Below are 18,275 nucleotides of genomic sequence, written 5' to 3' on the forward strand. Positions count from 1 at the left end.
CGAGCGTTTTTGCTGACGCTCCTTTCTATGCTGCCCATCCTACTCTCTGCCCTCCTGCTCACCTCTCCTACACCCAAGCCTACTACCGATTGGCGCACGCCCTTTGAGAAAGGCAACGGCAACACCACTACTACTTACGCCGAGTGCATTGCTTACTATCAGCGGCTAGATAAAGCTTACCCGGAAATAAAGCTGCAAGTAGCTGGTTCTACCGATAGCGGACAGCCTTTGCACGAGGTCATTGTATCGCTGGATAAAACCTTCGACCCCGTAAAGACCCGCAGCAAAAACCGACGGGTAATTCTCATCCAGAACGGCATACACCCGGGCGAGCCGGAGGGTATTGATGCGGCCATGATGCTGGCCCGCGACTACGTGCAGAAGCCCGAGTTGCGCCAACAGCTGCAGGACATCACGCTGGTTATCATCCCGATCTACAATGTAGATGGCTCTCTTAATCGCAATAGCACTACCCGCGCTAACCAGAACGGCCCCGAGTCGTACGGCTTTCGCGGCAACGCCCGCAACCTCGATCTGAACCGCGACTATGTGAAGCAGGATTCGCGGAATGCCCGCAGCTTCGCCGAGCTGCTCACGCGCTGGCAGCCCGATGTGTTCGTGGACACCCACACCTCCGACGGGGCCGACTATCAGTACGTAATGACGCTCATTGCCACGCAGCAAAACAAGCTACATCCGGCCCTGAGCAAGTATTTGAATGGCAGCCTGCTTCCGCAACTATACCAGGGCATGAGCCAACGCCAGGAGCCCATGACGCCGTATGTAGACTTTGAGGGCCGTACGCCCGATGCCCGGGGTTTAGTAGGCTTTCTGGAAACACCCCGCTACTCCAGCGGCTACACGGCACTGTTTAATACCATTGGGTTCATCACCGAAACCCACATGCTGAAGGCCTACACGCCCCGCGTAAAAGCCCAGTACGACTTCCTAGATCTGATGATCAGGGCCGTAGCCCACGATAAGGAAGCACTAGGCCAGGCGCGCGCCGAAGCCAACCGCCAGCTGGCCAGCCAAACCACATTTCCGCTGGCCTGGAAACTAGATACTACTGCCGTAGAGAAAGTGACCTTTCTGGGTTACGAAGGCCGCCTGAAACCCAGCGACATAAGCGGCAAGCCCCGGCTCTACTATGACCGCACCGCCCCCTACTCCCGCCAGATAAACTACTACAACACCTTCCGGCCCACCGTAACCGTAGAGCGGCCGGCGGCTTACCTGATTCCGCAAGCCTGGGGTGAGGTGGTAGATCATCTGCAACGGGCAGGTACTCAGCTCCAGCGCCTCACCCGCGACACAACTATTACCACAGAGGTCTACTACATTCAGGACTACAAAACCGGGCAGAAACCGTATGAAGGGCACTACCTGCACTCCCAGGTAGAGTTGCGCCCAGAGCAGCAGCCCCTCACCTTCCACCGCGGCGACTACGTGGCGTGGCTCAACCAACCGGCTGCCCGCTACCTCGTTGAAACCCTGGAGCCCCAGGCCACTGACTCCTTCTTCGCCTGGGGCTTCTTCGACAGCATTCTGCAGCAGAAAGAGTACTTCTCCGACTACGTGTTTGAAGACGTGGCTGCCGACTTACTTCGCCGCGACCCGGCCCTCCGGGAACGGCTGGAGAAACTAAAGCAGCAAAACCCGGCCTTCGCAGCTAGCGGAGCCGCCCAACTTGATTGGGTATATCGGCAGTCACCTAACTACGAGAAAACCCACCAGCGCTACCCCATCGTCCGCTGGACCGGCGGTAAGCTCCCAGTAGAAGTAGTGAGGCTTAAACGAGAGTAGTGGCCTCTGGCAGTACTGTACAAGTCACAAGTAGCAGGCTCTTCTTCTCCATAATGCGCCAAACCATTTAAATAAAAAGGCCTTACTGCCAGTTGGCGGTAAGGTCTTTTTATTTATCCTAACGATATGGAAAGCTTATGCCTCACTCCCTTGCAATGACTCCTCTTTCCTCCATCATCTTATCTATTACTTACTGCTTCACCTTATCACCGCTCAAGGAATTGGCGTAGTTTACGATGTAGGCCAGTTCACGCGGATCAGTAAAGCTTAGCTTATTGGTCTTGGCATACTGATCTATTTGGCGCGAATGGCCATGAAAGAAGGAAAGCAGGTCTTTCTTTGGGTTGCGCAGGGCTAACACGTTACCGTCGGGCAGGCCCAGGAAGAAGCTATCCTTCACCTCAGTGTAATACCCCATGGGCCGCCCCATACCATATGGCGTGCCATACCCGTAGCCATAAGGCGAACCGTAGTTCACCGGACGCTGCACTAGCCCTTCCCGGCGCAGGAGAATTGTGGGTCCGCTGCTAAGTTGCTCGAAGAATCCAGGGGTCCGGAAGTCGCTATAATCGTTGTCACGGTTCCAGCGGTACACCCGAAACACCCGAACCAGCGCTGTATCGGGCCGCTCCCGGCGCTTGGGCACGGGCAGGGAGTTGAAGTAAGGGTTACCATAGTAGTACCCCTGCCGCATGGCAAAGAAGTCATCGTAATAGTACTGCTCCCGCTGCCGGTCATACCGCTCCCCCTGTACGGCAAAACTCTGCACGTTCACGGCGGGCAGTGTGCGCACCGTGTTGTCGGCCATGGTCATGGTCAGTATATCCTCGGAGCGGTGCAGGGCCAGCGGACCGGCAATGGTGTCGCCGGTGCTGAGCAATACCGTGGCCTGAGTGAATTGCTGAGTGAAGCCCTGCCCACCCCCACGCTGGGCGTAGGCAGAGATGGACAGCAGCAGAAGCGCTGGTAAAAAACGCAGCCAGGAACACAGCAGATGGGTGGGCGGGAAAGAGTAGGGCGCTTTCATAACCAAAGAAATATACACTTTTGCAACGGCATAGTGCCTTGGCTTGTTCCATGAATTTACCCTGCAAGTAGTATGTATCTAGTTTACTTTTGCGGATGGAATGCTGCTTGCGCTAATGAGTTGGCATAGTTGATCAGATAGGCCAGTTCGTAGCCTTCATAGCAGCTCAGCCGGTTTTCTTTTACAAAGGTTGCAAGCTGCGCAGCCTGGGCCTGGTACATATTCAATATATCGCTGTAGGGGTTTCGCAAGGCAACAGCTCTCCCATCTGCTAGCCCAAGGTAAAACGCACCGCTCTCCGCCATTGTATTGGGAGTTGCGCGTCCCGACCATGTTGATGATGACATGTTCTGTACCATTCCCAAGGACGTGCGGTAGAGTAGCACAACGGGACCGTTGCTCAGAACCTCAAAAAATCCTGGCACGAGGTAATTGTCGTACTCGTTACCCCGATTCCAATAGTAGGTACCATATACTCGCTTTAAGTTACCATTGAATTCATCGAAACGACGGTGTTCTGGTGTAACGGAAAAGCTTGGGTTACCTGGATAATACCCTTGTCGCATCAGCGTAAAATCATAGCACTTGCGCAGACCAGAAACGTGGTCAAGCTGCCCCCTTACCTCGAAGCTATGAACTTGTACTGCAGGCACCGTACGGTTTGTTGAGGACAAAATCAGTACATCGGCGGAGCTATGTAGCACCACCGGACCATACACCCTGTTTCCATCATTTAGTGTTACTGCAGCGTAAGAGAACTGCACCCCTGCTTTCTCAATTCTGCCATACGTCTGCCATGGCGAGGTGCGGCCAGACGTTTGCGCAAGTACGGATGGGCTTTGAGTCAGAGAAAGTACTATCCCAGTAAATTGAGCTAATTTGTAAAGTCGTTTCAAACGGCTTTTTAGTAAAGCCAGTGATTAATCAGCAATAAATTAATTACATCAGCCACTTAAATAAGTATAATTTAACAGATCATACATTTGACCAACAAGCAAATGTAAAAATTCCAAGCTAATCAACCCATACTCCTGCTATATGCATTGATTTGGGCTAGCAACACGTAAAAAAGCACCCCAACCCGACATTTATCCGGATTGGGGTGCTTAGTACTAAACTTAGAATATCAACTTGCTGCTATACTGCTGCCTCTGTATCGGGGTGCGGGGTGCGGTCTTTGTGCAGGATGGTGTGGCCTAGCTTATCACGTTTGGTGGTGAGGTAGCGCTCATTATGCTCGTTAGGCTCCACTTCGATGGCAACGGAATCCACGATTTCGAGGCCGTAGCCAATGAGGCCGGTGCGCTTGCGAGGGTTGTTAGAGAGCAGACGCATCTTCGAGATGCCAAGATCGCGCAGGATTTGGGCCCCCACGCCATAGTCGCGCTCATCAATGCCGAAGCCGAGTTCTACGTTGGCCTCCACGGTATCGCGGCCTTGCTCCTGGAGCTTGTAGGCACGGAGCTTGTTCAGTAAGCCTATGCCACGGCCTTCCTGGTTCATGTACACAATCACTCCTCGACCTTCGCGCTCAATCTGCTGCATGGCACGGTGCAGCTGAGGGCCACAGTCGCAGCGGCAGGAGCCGAAGATGTCGCCGGTTACGCAGGAGCTGTGCACCCGCACCAATACAGGCTCGGGGCCTGAAATGTCACCTTTCACCAAGGCCAGATGTTGGGCGTTAGTGGTCGTTTGGGTGTAGGCAATCAGGTCGAAGTCGCCGAACTCGGTGGGCAGCTTCACAGAGATTTCGCGGGTAATCAAGCTTTCCTGCTTCAGGCGGTACTTGATCAGGTCCTGCACCGAAATCAACTTGAGGTTCCACTTGGTGGCAACCTCGCGCAGCTCAGGTAGGCGAGCCATTTCGCCGTCTTCGCGCAGAATTTCAACCAGTACACCGGCAGGCTCAAACCCTGCGAGGCGAGCCAGATCAATGGCCGCCTCAGTGTGGCCTGCCCGGCGCAGAACGCCTTCTTTGCGGGCTTTCAACGGGAAGATGTGGCCGGGCTTACCAAGCTCTTCGGGCTTAGTTTCGGGGTCGATGAGGGCCAGGATGGTCTTGCTACGGTCGGAGGCGGAGATACCGGTGGTTACGCCGTTCTTCAGCAAGTCGATGCTCACGGTAAAGGGCGTGGCATGGAGGGCCGTATTGCGGCCTACCATTAGCTCCAGGCCCAGCTCTTCGCAGCGCTGCTCAATGAGAGGAGCGCACACGAGGCCACGCCCATGGGTGGCCATAAAATTGATGACTTCGGGAGTGGCGCAGCGGGCGGCGCAAATAAAGTCGCCTTCGTTTTCGCGGTCTTCGTCGTCTACTACCACTACCACCTTTCCGGCGCGGATGTCGGCAATGGCGTCTTCGATGGAATCAAGCATGATTCGCTGATTAACTAGGAGTGAAATAATTTCGCTGAGCGCCGGATAAAAGCATACGGCCGCGAAGCTGGAGGAACAACCACCAACGGCGCCGCGAAGTTACACAAACGGTGAATGAGTGATGGGAGTGAATGAGTGAAGTAAGTGATGGGGTAAAGGTGGGAGCATGCATAGCGTGCGATTCAGGCTCTAGGCCAGTCGTTCCTATGTGCCAAGCTCTTTTGCAAACTCAGGATGACGTTCAGGCCGAGGTTACTATTTATTTTTTCACTCTACCAGTTTACTTTTCTACTCTTTCGCCAGTTCGGTGGCGCGCTGTTGAGCGGCTTTAATGCCGGAAACGAGCGTGTCTTGCAGGCCCCCAGCCCGGAATTCCCGCAAGGCGGCCTCGGTAGTACCACCCTTGGAGGCTACGGTAGCAATAAGCTGGTCGAGGCTTTGGTCGGAGTTGTTGAGCAGGTGGAAGGCCCCAATCATCGTTTGCTTCACCAGCAGGCCGGCCACTGACTCAGAGAAGCCCAATTCCTGCCCGGCTCGCATCATGGCCTGCACGATGTAGTAAAAGTAGGCTGGCCCGCTTCCACTCACGGCCGTTACGGCGTCGAGCATACTTTCATCTTCCAGGAAGATAGAGCGGCCTGTGGCGTTGAGAAGGTTCTCAATGCGGTGCATGAGAGTGCGTTCTACCTCCGGAGCGGCCGTAAATCCAGTAATGCCCATACCCAGCAGCACGGGCGTATTAGGCATGGCCCGCAGCACTTGCCGGTGATTTAGCTCCCGCTGCAAGCGCGCAATGGGTATGCCGCCCATAATGGACAATACCGCTTGCTCCGGCCGCAGTACGGCACGAAGGCCCAGGGCAGCTTTACCAAAATCCTGGGGCTTTACGGCCACCAGCACAATATCGTAGGCACCGATTTCTTCAGTCAGTAGGCCTACGGGCACATCGGCTTGCGCCTGGTGCAGGCGTTGGCACTGGGCGTCGTCCTTACCAATCAGGAGGAGGTCTTCGCGGCGGATGAGGTTGTATTGAAGGAAAGCTTTGGCGAAGGCAAGGCCCATGTTGCCGCAGCCCAGAATAGCAATGCGTATGTTTTCCATGAGTGCCAAGGTACTAGGGCAAACAATAGGCCTAGCCAAAAACCTGTTGAATATAACGCACTTACTTAACTGCTACCGGAAAAACTAGGAACATTACACCGAGCATATCCGGACATCTTGCTTATGGATGGTGCGATGTTAGCCAAGGGTTAAAGCACGATGTCTCGACCAGCTCGACATCACGGACAAGTGCCACGGAGCTCACGCTTAAGTAAACGAGTGCTCTTACTTGCTTTGCTGAAACCGTTGGGTTGGCTCCCACACGGTGGTACGCACCCCCCGCAGGAAGCGCCACAGCCCAACGAATAAGGCGGCGTTCATGCTGTAGAAATGAGTAATGAAGCGCAGCAACCGTGAATGGGTGCCCCTACGGCGCAACACCGAGTCGAGTAATATCAGCAAAGGCAAGCCAACCTGGCCTAGTAGCATCAGTTGGTACAACCACCCCGCTCCCATTCCTACCAGCACCACATTGGCTAGCAACATCAACACCAGCAGCAGGGGCGTAAGCCAGCGCAATACCTTGTGCGACCAGAATGCGAAGCTTACCCCCCTCCATGGTTGCCATAGCAGCCGACGGAAAGCTAACAAGTTCTGAAAGTTGCCGGTTGAGATACGTGCCTTGCGCCGGAACTCCTCTGGTAGCCGGTCGGATACGTCCTCGTAGCATACAGCATCGAGCTCGTTGATAGCGTGGTAGCCGTCCTGCAGCACCGCCATGGAAATGAAGAAGTCATCAACCAGGAACGACGCTGGGGCTGGGTGGTAGCAGGTACGGCGCACGGCAAAGCAGCCCCCGAAGGCTCCAATCATGGCTCCCCACACCACGCCTTCCTGAAACTTGATCAGATTTTCGCGTTCCAGATAGGCCTTTTCTTGGCCCGATATTCCCTCGCGCCGATGCTCAGGGTTGATGATATTGCCCCCTACCTGGCCTACTGCTGGGTTGCGGAAGTGCTTAACGAGCTGATAAATGGTATCAGGCGCAAAAAAAACGTTGGCGTCGGTTAGCAACAATATGGGGGCCGAGGCTTCCTGGCCGAGGGCCTCAATTACGCCGGGCTTACCGGTGCGCTGCCGAAACGGCCGAAACTGTAGGCCAGGGTATTCCTGAGCTAGCCGCTGCACCAAGGCGTTGGTGCCATCCTGGGAGTTATCGGAACCGATGTAGAAGGTAAGCTTATTGAGCGGATAGGTGGTTGTGAAAGTGCTGCGGATTTTCTCTTCAATAACCAGCTCCTCGTTATACACGGCCAGCAGAATGTCCACGGCGGGCAAATCGGGGGCATTGGGGGCGTACACCTGCTGGTTCTGGCGGCGCGAACGGGCCAGGCGGCTCAGCAGCAGCGGGAACAGCACATAGGTATGCGCTACCAGCAACAGGCTACCCCACAACACGAAAGCAGCCACCACCCCTAGCATCCGGCGCGTTCAGGGAGTAAAATGGTGTACAGATTTTGGAAGCTTTCCACCACCCGCTGGTTGTCGTAGAGGCGGGCAATGGTGTGGGCCGCTTCCTGACCGATAGCATAGTGGCCTAGCTCGCCGCGGTAGTAACGGCCAATAGCTTCTACCCAGGCGGCGGGCTCATCGCGCAGCACAATATCAAAGCCGTCGCGCACGTGAATGCCTTCGGAGCCGAGGTGAGTGCTAATGATGCACTTGCCCAGGGCCATGCCCTCAATAATCTTGATGCGCATACCGCCGCCGCTTAGCAAAGGAACCAACATTACATCGTACTGCTGCATAAATGCCGCTGCCGATTCCACGAACCCATGCACCACAATGCCAGGTACTTTCAGTTGCTGGAAACGCAGGGGCATTTCCTTGCCGGCAATGTGCAGCTCCAACTCTGGGTAGAGTTTTGACACCGTAGGCCACACGTGAGCCAGCAACCAGTCGAGGCCCTCTTGGTTGGGCAGCCAATCAAGGGAGCCAATCATAAAGAGCGTGCGCGGCTTCGGCTTAATGCCTGGGTTGGGCTGGAAACGGGCCATGTCAACGCCCGCTGGCACAAATACCACGGGCTCCTGGCAGCCCATGGCACGCAAGCGGCGCTGATCGGGCTCCGTAATGGCCGCTACAGCATCAAACTGCGGGAATACGTGCTCCTCAAAGCGACGCAAGCGCTGAGCCAAGTGGCGCAGGTAGAAGCGCTTGAGCACATTCTGTTCCCGCTCAGCCAGCATCTGCCAAATGGTGTACTCTACGTTATGGGCCCGAAATATCACCGGCAGATCCGGGGCCAGGCGCTTGAGCGTTTCGATGTACCACGCAGCTAGGCTTCCTTCAATCTGAGCAGCATCAAACTGCTCGGTGCTCAGGAGCTCTTGTAGCTTGGCCTCCACCTCGGGGCTTACGAAGCGCTCAATGTTATAGGGAAGCTTGCTAAAAAGCAGATTACGTAATGCGTTTACCGGTGAGAGGCGCGTGTCTACCTCTACCGGCACCAGCCGCACGTTAGAGCCCAGGTGGTCGAGCACATCGGCGGGCTGGTAGTGTTTGGGCGTATTGAGGGCCAGCACCGTAACGCGGTGCCCCGCCCGGGCCAGGCCAGCCGTAACATCATACATGGCAATGGCACCTCCATCGGTGGGCGGATACGGAACGCGCGGACAGAGCTGCAGGATGTGCACGGAAGCGGATATACGGGGCTGAAAGTGCGTAAAGCTACGCAGGAGCAACTGACATGCAGTAGTTCCCTGGCGCAGGTAGAGCGTAAAGCCTAACGCTCCAGCCGCTTATTTCTGTATGCATCAGCTTTGAACGTCCTGTAATCATTGGCCGGCTGGCCAGAGACTGGCCTAGAACCCTGTTGCGACGGCACACTTGGCGGCTCCTCGTTGCTGAGGTCGTTTAGATAGCTCCTGTAGGCAAGTCATTAAAGGCGAAAACGCTAACTGAAGGTCAATAAAGCCAAGTGACGCGTCTCAACATCATGCCTACGTCAGCACTCCGGACGTACCAACCAGTTACTGTTCTTCCACTAGGCCTACTTCCGGAACTGGTTTAGCAGAGTGGTAATCTGCTCGTCGGTACCCAAGAAGAGAAACACGTCGCTGGGGCCCGGAATCATATCGGCGGAGGGGCTAACTACCAATTCACCATCGAAGCGCTTTAGGCCAATAACGGTAGCGCCGGTGCGAGAGCGAATGTTCAGGTCGCGGATGCTGAGGCCTTGCAGCTCCGCCCGTAGTTCGCTGGTGCTCAACTCCTCCAGGCGCAGCTTATTGGGGCCTAGGCCACTAATCATGTCCAGAAACCGGATTACCTCGGGCCGCATAACCAGGTTAGCCATGTGGGAGCCGCCAATCTCATCGGGCATTACCACGGAGTCGGCGCCGGCGCGCAGGAGCTTGGTTTCGCTGCTTTTCAGGCTGGCTCGCGCAATGATGACAATGTTGGGGTTTAGCTCGCGAGCCGTCAGGGCCACAAATACGTTGTCGGCGTCTTTGGGTAGGGCAGTAATTAGGGCCCGAGCTCGCGTGATACCAGCGGCCCGCATGGTGTCGTCGAGGGTAGCATCACCGATGACGGCGGCAATGGTTTGGCCTTCGTCGTCGCCAGCATCTTTCAACAATCCCTCGTTCTGCTCTACCACCACTACCTCGGCGCCGCTGGTGCGCAGCTCATGGTAGGCTTTACGGCCATTGCGCCCGAAGCCACACACAATTACATGGTTTTCCAGACTGCGGATTTGCTGGTCGTTTTTGAGCATAGCGAACATGTTGCGGAGGCCCCCGTCGAAGATGTAGGTGGTGAGCACCGACAACAGGTAGGCCAGCATCAAGAGGTTAAAGAAAATATAGAAAGACACGAACAACCGCCCGGCCGGCGACATGGGGTGCAATTCCCCGAAGCCCACCGTCGAAACGGTTATCATGGTCATGTAGAAGGCATCCACGAAGGAAAACTTCTCAATCCACATGAAGCCCCCAATACCCACGGCAAAGCTACACGCCGTTAGTACCAGCGCGCCCACAAAGCGACTAAGGTTGAAACGACGCCAGATGTCGCGCACGTAGCGCAACGCCCCAGGCGGAATAGAATGCGGTTCAGGCATAAAAATCGGACCTGCAAACGCAGGCATTCAGACTTCGGTCAAGGTAAGCACCAACTTTCAGAGGACGTCATCGGCTGGGAGTGGCCTAGCACAAGTGGACGCTCCGCTAGGCCTATTGGGCGCTGCGCGGAATCACAGTGCCCAACATGCCCGCCAACTGGTTATCCATCTGTTTTAGCAGCCGGATAGTCTGCAGGTGCTCCATCATGGCGTCGTCGTCGAGGGGGTGGCGGAGGGCTTCGAGGCGTATGGCCAACTCCCGCTCTACGTTTACCTTGTTGAGGCGCAGAATAGCATTGTCACAGGCAATCTGTAGCTGATCCAGCTCGCGAGGCACATAAATCTGGTGGGTAGTCCAGTTGGGGCTAAGCTCGTACTTTTCAGTAGCCAACTCCGCCACCAGCGCCCGAATATCGCTGCGGCCGTGCTGAATAAGGGTGCGCACCTCGGGCCAGCGCCCCTGTTCCAGCTCCTCGCGGCAGAGGTGCAGCAAGTCGCCGTAGATGCCAGTTTTGAAGGGCGTATCATCAAGCTGCTGCAGCAGGTATTGGGCCACGCTTACCTCCGGGGCCAGCGGCTGGGGCGAGTAGAGCAGCAACAGGCGCACCACTTCCCGCTCGCAGCTTTCCTGCACGTCGGGCACGGGCTCCAGGTCTTCCTTGGGAGCCATGAGGGTGTCGCCACCTCCTGCCAAGTCCTCGGGTGAGGCACCGTACATCAGCGCTTCGGCCTCTTCCTCGGGGCTCATAGGCCTAGGAGCCGGCCGCGGAGCAGCGCCACTGGCTGGGGCCGCGCCGCTGGTTTGTGCGCCGCCTAGGCCACTGCCGCCACTGTTGGTACCGCCGGCGGCTTTACCCGTGGCATTGCGTACCAGCTTGTTGTACTCCGTAATCAGCACCTGCTCATCAATGCTGAAGGCCTGCGAGGTCTGCTGCAGGAACACTTGCCGCTTGATGGGGTCGGGCACTTTGCCGATGCTCTGCAGTACGTCGCGGATGGCCTCGGCCTTCTTCACCGGGTCCTGGGCAGCTTCGCGAGCTACTAGGTCGGTCTTGAACTGAATGAAGTCCTGGCTGGCGTTTTCCAGGTGATCCTTGAAACGCTGGTCCCCTACTTTCCGGATGTAGCTATCGGGGTCGTCGCCGTCGGGGAACAGCACCACGCGCACGTTCAGGCCGCCTTCCAGCAGCATATCAATCCCGCGCAATGAGGCCCGAATACCGGCCGCGTCGCCGTCGTATAGTACCGTTACGTTATCGGTGTAGCGCTTAATGAGGCGGATCTGCCCATCGGTGAGCGAAGTCCCCGACGAGGCCACCACGTTTTTGATGTCGCCCTGGTGCAGGCTCAGCACATCGAGGTAGCCTTCTACCAGGTAGCACAGCTCCTCGGTCCGGATGGCTTGGCGGGCCTGGTAGAGCCCGTACAGCACATCCGACTTGTGGTAAATCTCCGACTCGGGCGAGTTTAAGTACTTGGCGGTTTTATCGTTGGGCTTGAGTGTGCGCGCGCCAAATCCGATGACGCGGCCCGACACGTTGTGGATTGGGAACATCACCCGGCCCCGGAAACGGTCGTAGCGCCGGCCGGTGTCCTTGCCCTGCTCGTCTTCGCGGGTGATGATGAGGCCTGTTTTCTCCAGGTACTTACGCTCGTAGCCCAACTTATCGGCCGTCTTCATCAGGTCGTCCCACTGATCGAGGGAGTAGCCCAGCTCAAAGGTCTTGATGGTAGTCTGGTTCAGGCCACGTTGGCGCAGGTAGCTCAGGCCAATACTCTGGCCCTCATCGGTGTTGAGCAGCAGGTTGTGATAGTGGTCCTTGGCCCAGTTGGAAACGATGAACTGCGAGTCCTTCTCGTTCTGCGCCAGCTGCTGCTCAGGGGTCTTTTCCTCCTCCTCAACGTCGATACCGTATTTTTTGGCGAGGTACTTCAGGGCCTCCACGTAGCTGGTGCCCTCAATATCCATGATGAACTGCACCACCCCACCAGCCTTGCCACACCCAAAGCACTTGTATAGGCCCTTGGCCGGCGCCACCGAGAAACTCGGCGACTTCTCATGGTGAAAGGGGCAGCAGGCCCACATGTTCTGGCCTTTGCGCTTCAGCGAAACAAAGTCGCCCACCACCTCCACAATATCGGCGTGGTGAATAATCTGATCAACGGTTTCCTTCGGGATGCGAGCCATACAGCCACAAAGGTAGGCAGAAGTGCACCTGACTTCCCGGTACTAAAATGAAAGTCGGCAGGGATACTGGCCTAGGGTTATCCTCTAGGCCAGTAGCAGCCCTGGCATCAAGACTATAACAACACATCATGTCGAGCTGGTCAAGACATCTCGCGGGCTGACGTTGCAATCACAACCAGATAGTGCGCGAGATACCTCAATCAGCTCCACATGACAGGCTGGAGTAATTGTGCTAGGCCAGTTGTTCACGCGTGGCAAGATCACTCGCAAGCTCAGGATGACGTGTTGGAATAGCGTCTACATTGCCTGCCCCCAATATGACTAGTAATTATGGCTGGCGGTGGTTTTGGGGATGATGATTACGTAATCGTAGCCGAGCAGTACCGTGGCTAGCTCCTGGCTGCTCACCTTCAGCTTATCGTTGATCAGTGCCCGGCGCAGAGGACGCAGGTCGAACACTTGCCAGGCGGTACCCGGTGCGGTTTGAGCCATGAAAGGCTGCAGCGCCGCCTCGTCGTTGTTAGTGTACTGCTTGATATTCTTGCTGAAATCATCGGGATTGAAGCCTCCCACTTTCGTCCCCTGCTTGCCGATGATGAAGATGTGCAAGGATTTTTGGTCGTGCACGTCGGCCAGGTTCAGCGCCATATTGCCCATATCATACACTCCACCCAGTAAGCTCACCCCCCGCGAAACGTGGATGCCCCCAAACTTAAAAAGCATTTTAGGCAGAGGCTGGCCGGGCTTCTGGTAGGCCTCTAGTCCCTGTAAGAGGTTGCGTTTCATTAGGTTGATGCGCGTTTGGTGGCTTTTCAGGCCGCTCGTGGCATTAAGTTGATAGATTTCACTGCTGGCCCGGAAGTCGCGCACCATTTGCTGCACTTCGGGGCTTTCTTTACTCACAAGGGCCTGCAGGCTGTCGAGGGCCGAAGGGCGCTGGTAGATGCTGTAGGTGTTGGTGCCCTGCACCATAGCCAGGCGGTCTTGGGCTTGATATGCCGTGGCTTGGTTTGCGAGGTAGGCCTTGGCGCTCTTGTTTTTCACCTTACCGGCTAAGTCAGCAAAGAAGGTACCCGTAGAGACCAGGCTCACCTGGTCAATCCCCATAACGGGCACTTTTTGCGTTCTGAGGTAGCGGGCCAGCTCAAACTCCTCGGCCCAGCTATAGAAGGACAAGCCCATGGGGTGTTGCCGCTCGAAGGCGGTGGGCAAGCCCGGCTGGGCGGCCAACTGATTCACTTTCTGGGCCTGGTACTTGTCGATTTCGGCAACGTATACTGCGGGCTTCAGTACCTGCGCTACGGCCGTAGTAAACACCGGAATCTGGGCCATGCCATGGTCTTCGCCCACCAGCACTAGCTGGCTTTGCCGGATATCCTGCTGCAGCTTCTCCCAGCCAGTACCCGAGAACTGCCCATTGGTTTGGGTGAGGCCATACTGGTACTTATGCACCAGGCGCGTCAGGGTGCTATCCTGGGCCTGGGCTTGGTGGACAAGCATGCCAACGGCCAGCGCCGTGAGCAGTAGCTGGCGCAACCGGCTGAAGGTGGCAGTAGGAGCAGTAGTGGCGGAGCGGAAGGACAGTTTCATCGGGCAGTTCTTTTTGGGCGTGAAGAAGATCTGACACGAAGAAATTGCAGAGCTTTAGGGACTGGAAGTTTATTCGACCAAAGCGCAGCCCCACACCACCAAAGCAGGAGTTGATCTGCCATTACGTATGCCCGAAACCGCGCCGTCAGCTGACTTTGGCTGGAAAAACCTAGGCTCCCGCACCACCACTATACTGCTGCAGCTCTTGCTGTGGGTGGTGCTGGGCGTATTTTACTTCGCCTGGAACAACCGCCCCAACTTCTCTTTTGAGGGACCCGTGTGGCCTTTGGTGGTGCTACAGATGGGCTTTTCTGTGCTGCTTTTCAACGCCTTAGTGTACCTCATCATCCCGCGCTGGCTGCTCCAGGGGCGCACCTGGCAGGCCCTGGCGGCGGGCGTAGCGGTGCTATATGCCTTTGAGCTCTGGATGTACGTGGGCTCCCGTCTCGCTCAAACCTACCTGCCACTTTCCCCCGTCATGCACCGTGTTCTGCAGCAGTTCTACGTGGCGGGGTTTTGGCAAGGCTTGCTCAGCCCCGCAGAGCAAATCAATACGTTTTTTGGGATGCTGGCCATCGTGCTGTTTCCGGTGCTCATCAGCTTCCTGGCCTACGCACTGGTAATTGACCGCCGCCGTCTGGCCCTGGAGCGCGACCACCTGCACCTGGAGCTGGGGTACCTGAAGTCGCAGATCAACCCGCAGTTTCTGTTCAACACCCTCGGCAGCCTCCACACCATGACCCGCACCCGCGACGAACGAGCCGGCGACGTGGTGCTGCACCTAGCCGACCTCATGCGCTACACCCTCTACGAAACGGACACTGAGCGCGTGCCCCTAAGCCGGGAACTGGAATTTTTGGAAGACTACCTGGCCTTAGAACGCCTGCGCCACCCCGAAACCGTCGGCATCGTGCACACCGTTGCGGGCCCAGTGCTGAAGCAGACCCTAGCTCCGTTGCTGCTACACCCGTTTCTGGAGCGACTCTTTGCCAGCCTTGACGCCGCCCCGAACGCCGTGGCCAACATCCGCAGCGAAGTAGTGGTGAGCCCCGATGCCGTGACCCTGAATCTGGAGCGCACCTCAGAGGTGCCCCTGCCGCTTACCTACCGTTCCGATGCCGCAATTGGGGCCGCCCTGCGCCGCCTGGCGCTGCAATACCCTGGCCTACACACCGTACACCTCACGGAAACTGACCGGCTGGTTCAGGTTCAGCTTCATCTCCGTCTCTGATGCTTCTCTTCACTCCGCTTTTTCATCTCCTATCTGTGCTCCTGCTATCTGGGGAGGCGCCACTAGGCCTGTTTCAGACTTTTCTGCGGGTGGCCAGCGTGGTGGCCCTAGGCCTGGTACCCTGGCTGGTGTACCGCAACCGCCAGAACAAGCGCAGAATGGGCATTATCCTGCTCGGGTTGGTTGTGCTGTTTGGCTATTCTACTGGTATCTCTCACCCCGCCTTTATTCTTCTCGTCATCATCCTGCCCGCCATTGGTATTGGGGTACTGGCGTTCCGGAAACGCACCGGCTCTGACTCTCGCAATTCACCCAAATAGCCATGACAGAGTTGGGCGCCCGTATGAGACATTTGCTCTCTAGGCCACTAGGCAGCGTGCTTCAGCACCTGTTCTGGTGGGCCTTGTTTGTTGGCTTCGAGTACTTCGTGTTCAGCAACTGGCAGGAAAAACCCATTGTCACCTGGGGCTTTGTGCTGAAGGATACTATTGCCACTATCTGCAGCTACTACTTCTTTTCCCTGGTGCTGCTGCCGCGCTTTTTGCTGCAACGGCGCTGGCTGCTCACGACCTTGGGCATCGTGGCTATCTACTACTTCTGGGCTACGCTGTGCTACTTATGCTTTTCAGTATTCGACCACTACGGCCTGGTCTCCAAGAATGCTTATGCCTACATGCACCGCTTTCTGGATGGCAGCATATGGGAGGGCATCTTCTCGTGGCGCAGCGTGAGCATGGGCCTGAATGATTTTTCCGTTACGGTAATTCCGCCCATTCTGCTACGCTTCATCCGTTTTCTGCTCAGCAGCGGCAACCAGAGCCTGCGCCTGCAACGGGAAAACCTCAGTCTGGAAGTCAACTTCCTGAAGGCCCAAGTCAATCCGCACTTCCTGTTCAACACCCTCAACAACATCTACACCATGGTGGTGAAGCAGGATGAGCGGGCGCCCGATATGGTAGAGCACCTCTCCCACCTCATGCACTATACCGTGTATGAGTCGGATGCGGCGCTGGTGCCCCTAGGCCAGGAGGTGAGCTTTTTAGAGTCGTACCTGGAGCTGGAGCGCCTGCGCTACGGGCAGAAAGTCAGCATCACGTACCAGAAAGCCCCAGTCCTGCCCGCGCATTACCAGCTCACGCCCTTGCTATTTTTTCCCTTCGTGGAAAATGCCTTCAAGCACGGCGTCGATAGCAGCCTGGAGGCTTCCTGGGTGGCGGTAACCCTGGCTGAGCATGAGGGCTGGCTAGAGTTTGAAGTGAGCAATAGTCAGGCACCAGCTTCCCCGAAAAGCGCGTTTGGCGGTGTAGGCATCGCGAACGTACGCAAGCGCCTGGCTCTGCATTACCCCGCTCAGGAATACCAACTGCACATTGACTCCACTGCTGATATGTACCGCGTAACGCTTACCCTACGCCTGCACCCGCCATCACATGACACCGGGCCTGCGGTACGTAAGAGCAAGCGAACTTCTGCATCCGCTTCAGTTACTTCCTTAACTGGCCTAGAGTGATGGGGCTGAATGGTTAGCTAAGATCGTCATGCTGAGCTGGTCGAAGCATCCCTACCTCTGACTAATCTACTGGCCTAGGCCACTACAACGAAGCGGTAGAGATGCTTCGACCAGCTCAGCATGATGTTCTTGTGGCTTATTGCCCGTCCCAAACAATTAACTCCCTAGCACGAGGTCAGTCTGTAACGCGTAATTACCTTGCTGCTTCTCCTTCCTATATGATTAACTGCTTGATTATCGATGATGAGCCGTTCGCCCGCGAACTGCTCGAAGGCTACATTGCAAAAATCCCGTCTCTGAACCTGTTGGCCAGCTGCGAGCATGTCTTTGACGCCTTGGAGGTGCTGCAGCAGCAGAAAGTGGATCTGGTGTTTTCCGACATCAACATGCCTCAGGTCAACGGCATTGAGTTTATCCGCTCCCTGCACAATCCGCCCTACGTGATTTTCGTGACGGCCTACCCTAACTATGCCATTGAAGGGTTCGAGCTGGATGCCCTCGATTACATCGTGAAGCCCGTCTCGTTTCCGCGCTTCCTGAAGGCTGTGAACAAGGCTCTTACCATCCTCAACACCCGCCCGGCTGTGGCAGCCCCGCCGGCCCCGGAGTTTCTGTTCGTGAAGGAAGGAAACTCCTTACAGCGCGTGCTCTTCGATGAAATCTACTACATCGAGGGCATGAAGGACTACATTAAAATCATCCTCAAAAACCGCGTCATCGTGACGTACCTGCGCATGAACCGCATCGAGAACCAGCTTCCTGCCGACCGGTTCACGCGCATCCAGAAGTCCTACATCGTGAAGGTGGACGCCATCAAAGCCATCAGCGGCAACGAAGCCGAACTCTACGACCTACGCGAGAAGCTGCCCATCGGCAAGCAACACAAAGAAGCACTACTGGCGCGGTTTGGATTGTAATATAGACCTAACCCCAGGCTCTTCAACTACGTGCTGCGCAATACCTTAAGAGGGGGAATACACTCCACTAGTAACAAGCTATACTTTGAGTTTATGGACTCCCTTTTCTTATCTTTTACAGTGTATGTAGTAGCCCCGCTCGTGCTTTACATAGTCGCCGCAGCGTGGTGGTTTTCCCGGCTACGGAGGCGGGGGCAATTGACCACATGGGGCGCTATATCTACTGGGCTGCTTCTTGCTGTTATACTGGTTTTCCTGACTGCTGGACTGTTATTCTACTTTTTAGCTTATAACCCAATGGATCCAGCGCCTATGCTAACACCTTAAGTGAAGTTTAGCTTGGTGTTAATTGATAACTACTCCTGGAACGCACCCCCTCTCCCTGAGGTAAGGCGCAGCAAGCAGTTGTAGGGCCAGTGGTAACTTCTACCCGCGTTTCCGGGTTATCTTTGCGCTTTGCATCTGC

Annotated in this window: 14 protein-coding genes; 5 read left to right on the forward strand and 9 right to left on the reverse strand. The window is 56.1% G+C overall.

Going from position 1 to position 18,275, the window contains the following annotated elements; all coding sequences use genetic code 11:
* The first annotated feature begins 27 nt into the window (after window positions 1–27).
* Window positions 28–1,806 carry a M14 family zinc carboxypeptidase gene (locus EU557_RS11800; RefSeq protein WP_135530659.1) on the forward strand — a complete coding sequence of 593 codons (1,779 nt, stop codon included), beginning with the start codon at window positions 28–30 and terminating at the stop codon, window positions 1,804–1,806.
* Window positions 1,807–1,996: 190 nt separating this feature from the next.
* Here the strand turns inward: EU557_RS11800 and EU557_RS11805 are convergent, their stop codons facing one another.
* From EU557_RS11805 to EU557_RS11845, 9 genes are all read right to left on the reverse strand, one after another.
* On the reverse strand, window positions 1,997–2,833 hold the full coding sequence (locus EU557_RS11805; RefSeq protein ID WP_135530660.1) for a hypothetical protein: 837 nt from the start codon (window positions 2,831–2,833) through the stop codon (window positions 1,997–1,999).
* A gap of 83 nt (window positions 2,834–2,916) precedes the next feature.
* Window positions 2,917–3,729 (reverse strand): hypothetical protein, encoded by an 813-nt coding sequence (locus EU557_RS11810; protein WP_135530661.1) that lies wholly within the window; start codon window positions 3,727–3,729, stop codon window positions 2,917–2,919.
* A 241-nt stretch (window positions 3,730–3,970) separates the two neighbouring features.
* Entirely contained in the window at window positions 3,971–5,209 is a 1,239-nt protein-coding gene (locus EU557_RS11815) for a bifunctional 3,4-dihydroxy-2-butanone-4-phosphate synthase/GTP cyclohydrolase II (protein WP_135530662.1), read from the reverse strand.
* 288 nt (window positions 5,210–5,497) lie between these two features.
* Window positions 5,498–6,301, reverse strand: a complete 804-nt coding sequence (gene proC, locus EU557_RS11820) for a pyrroline-5-carboxylate reductase (protein WP_135531016.1) — start codon at window positions 6,299–6,301, stop codon at window positions 5,498–5,500.
* 234 nt (window positions 6,302–6,535) lie between these two features.
* Window positions 6,536–7,732, reverse strand: a complete 1,197-nt coding sequence (locus EU557_RS11825; RefSeq protein WP_135530663.1) for a glycosyltransferase — start codon at window positions 7,730–7,732, stop codon at window positions 6,536–6,538.
* Window positions 7,726–8,946, reverse strand: coding sequence for a glycosyltransferase family 4 protein (locus tag EU557_RS11830; protein WP_135530664.1), 1,221 nt, complete (start codon window positions 8,944–8,946; stop codon window positions 7,726–7,728). The genes EU557_RS11825 and EU557_RS11830 overlap by 7 nt, the downstream gene beginning before the upstream one ends.
* Before the next feature lie 356 nt (window positions 8,947–9,302).
* Window positions 9,303–10,373 carry a potassium channel family protein gene (locus EU557_RS11835; protein ID WP_167855177.1) on the reverse strand — a complete coding sequence of 357 codons (1,071 nt, stop codon included), beginning with the start codon at window positions 10,371–10,373 and terminating at the stop codon, window positions 9,303–9,305.
* 112 nt (window positions 10,374–10,485) lie between these two features.
* Window positions 10,486–12,561, reverse strand: coding sequence for a DNA primase (gene dnaG, locus EU557_RS11840; RefSeq protein WP_135530666.1), 2,076 nt, complete (start codon window positions 12,559–12,561; stop codon window positions 10,486–10,488).
* A gap of 321 nt (window positions 12,562–12,882) precedes the next feature.
* Window positions 12,883–14,151: a hypothetical protein gene (locus tag EU557_RS11845; RefSeq protein WP_135530667.1), complete on the reverse strand. Its 1,269-nt coding sequence runs from the start codon at window positions 14,149–14,151 to the stop codon at window positions 12,883–12,885.
* A gap of 127 nt (window positions 14,152–14,278) precedes the next feature.
* On the opposite strand from EU557_RS11845, the gene EU557_RS11850 reads away from it, so the two are divergent.
* From EU557_RS11850 to EU557_RS11865, 4 genes are all read left to right on the forward strand, one after another.
* Window positions 14,279–15,382, forward strand: coding sequence for a sensor histidine kinase (locus tag EU557_RS11850; protein ID WP_135530668.1), 1,104 nt, complete (start codon window positions 14,279–14,281; stop codon window positions 15,380–15,382).
* 35 nt (window positions 15,383–15,417) lie between these two features.
* A complete protein-coding gene (locus EU557_RS11855; protein ID WP_135530669.1) occupies window positions 15,418–15,702 on the forward strand; it encodes a hypothetical protein in 285 nt (94 codons plus the stop codon).
* Between the two features lie 23 nt (window positions 15,703–15,725).
* Window positions 15,726–16,892 carry a sensor histidine kinase gene (locus tag EU557_RS11860; RefSeq protein WP_167855178.1) on the forward strand — a complete coding sequence of 389 codons (1,167 nt, stop codon included), beginning with the start codon at window positions 15,726–15,728 and terminating at the stop codon, window positions 16,890–16,892.
* A gap of 218 nt (window positions 16,893–17,110) precedes the next feature.
* Window positions 17,111–17,809: a LytR/AlgR family response regulator transcription factor gene (locus EU557_RS11865; RefSeq protein WP_167855179.1), complete on the forward strand. Its 699-nt coding sequence runs from the start codon at window positions 17,111–17,113 to the stop codon at window positions 17,807–17,809.
* Window positions 17,810–18,275: the final 466 nt, after the last annotated feature.

The sequence above is a fragment of the Hymenobacter wooponensis genome (assembly GCF_004745865.1).
Lineage (GTDB): Bacteria > Bacteroidota > Bacteroidia > Cytophagales > Hymenobacteraceae > Hymenobacter > Hymenobacter wooponensis.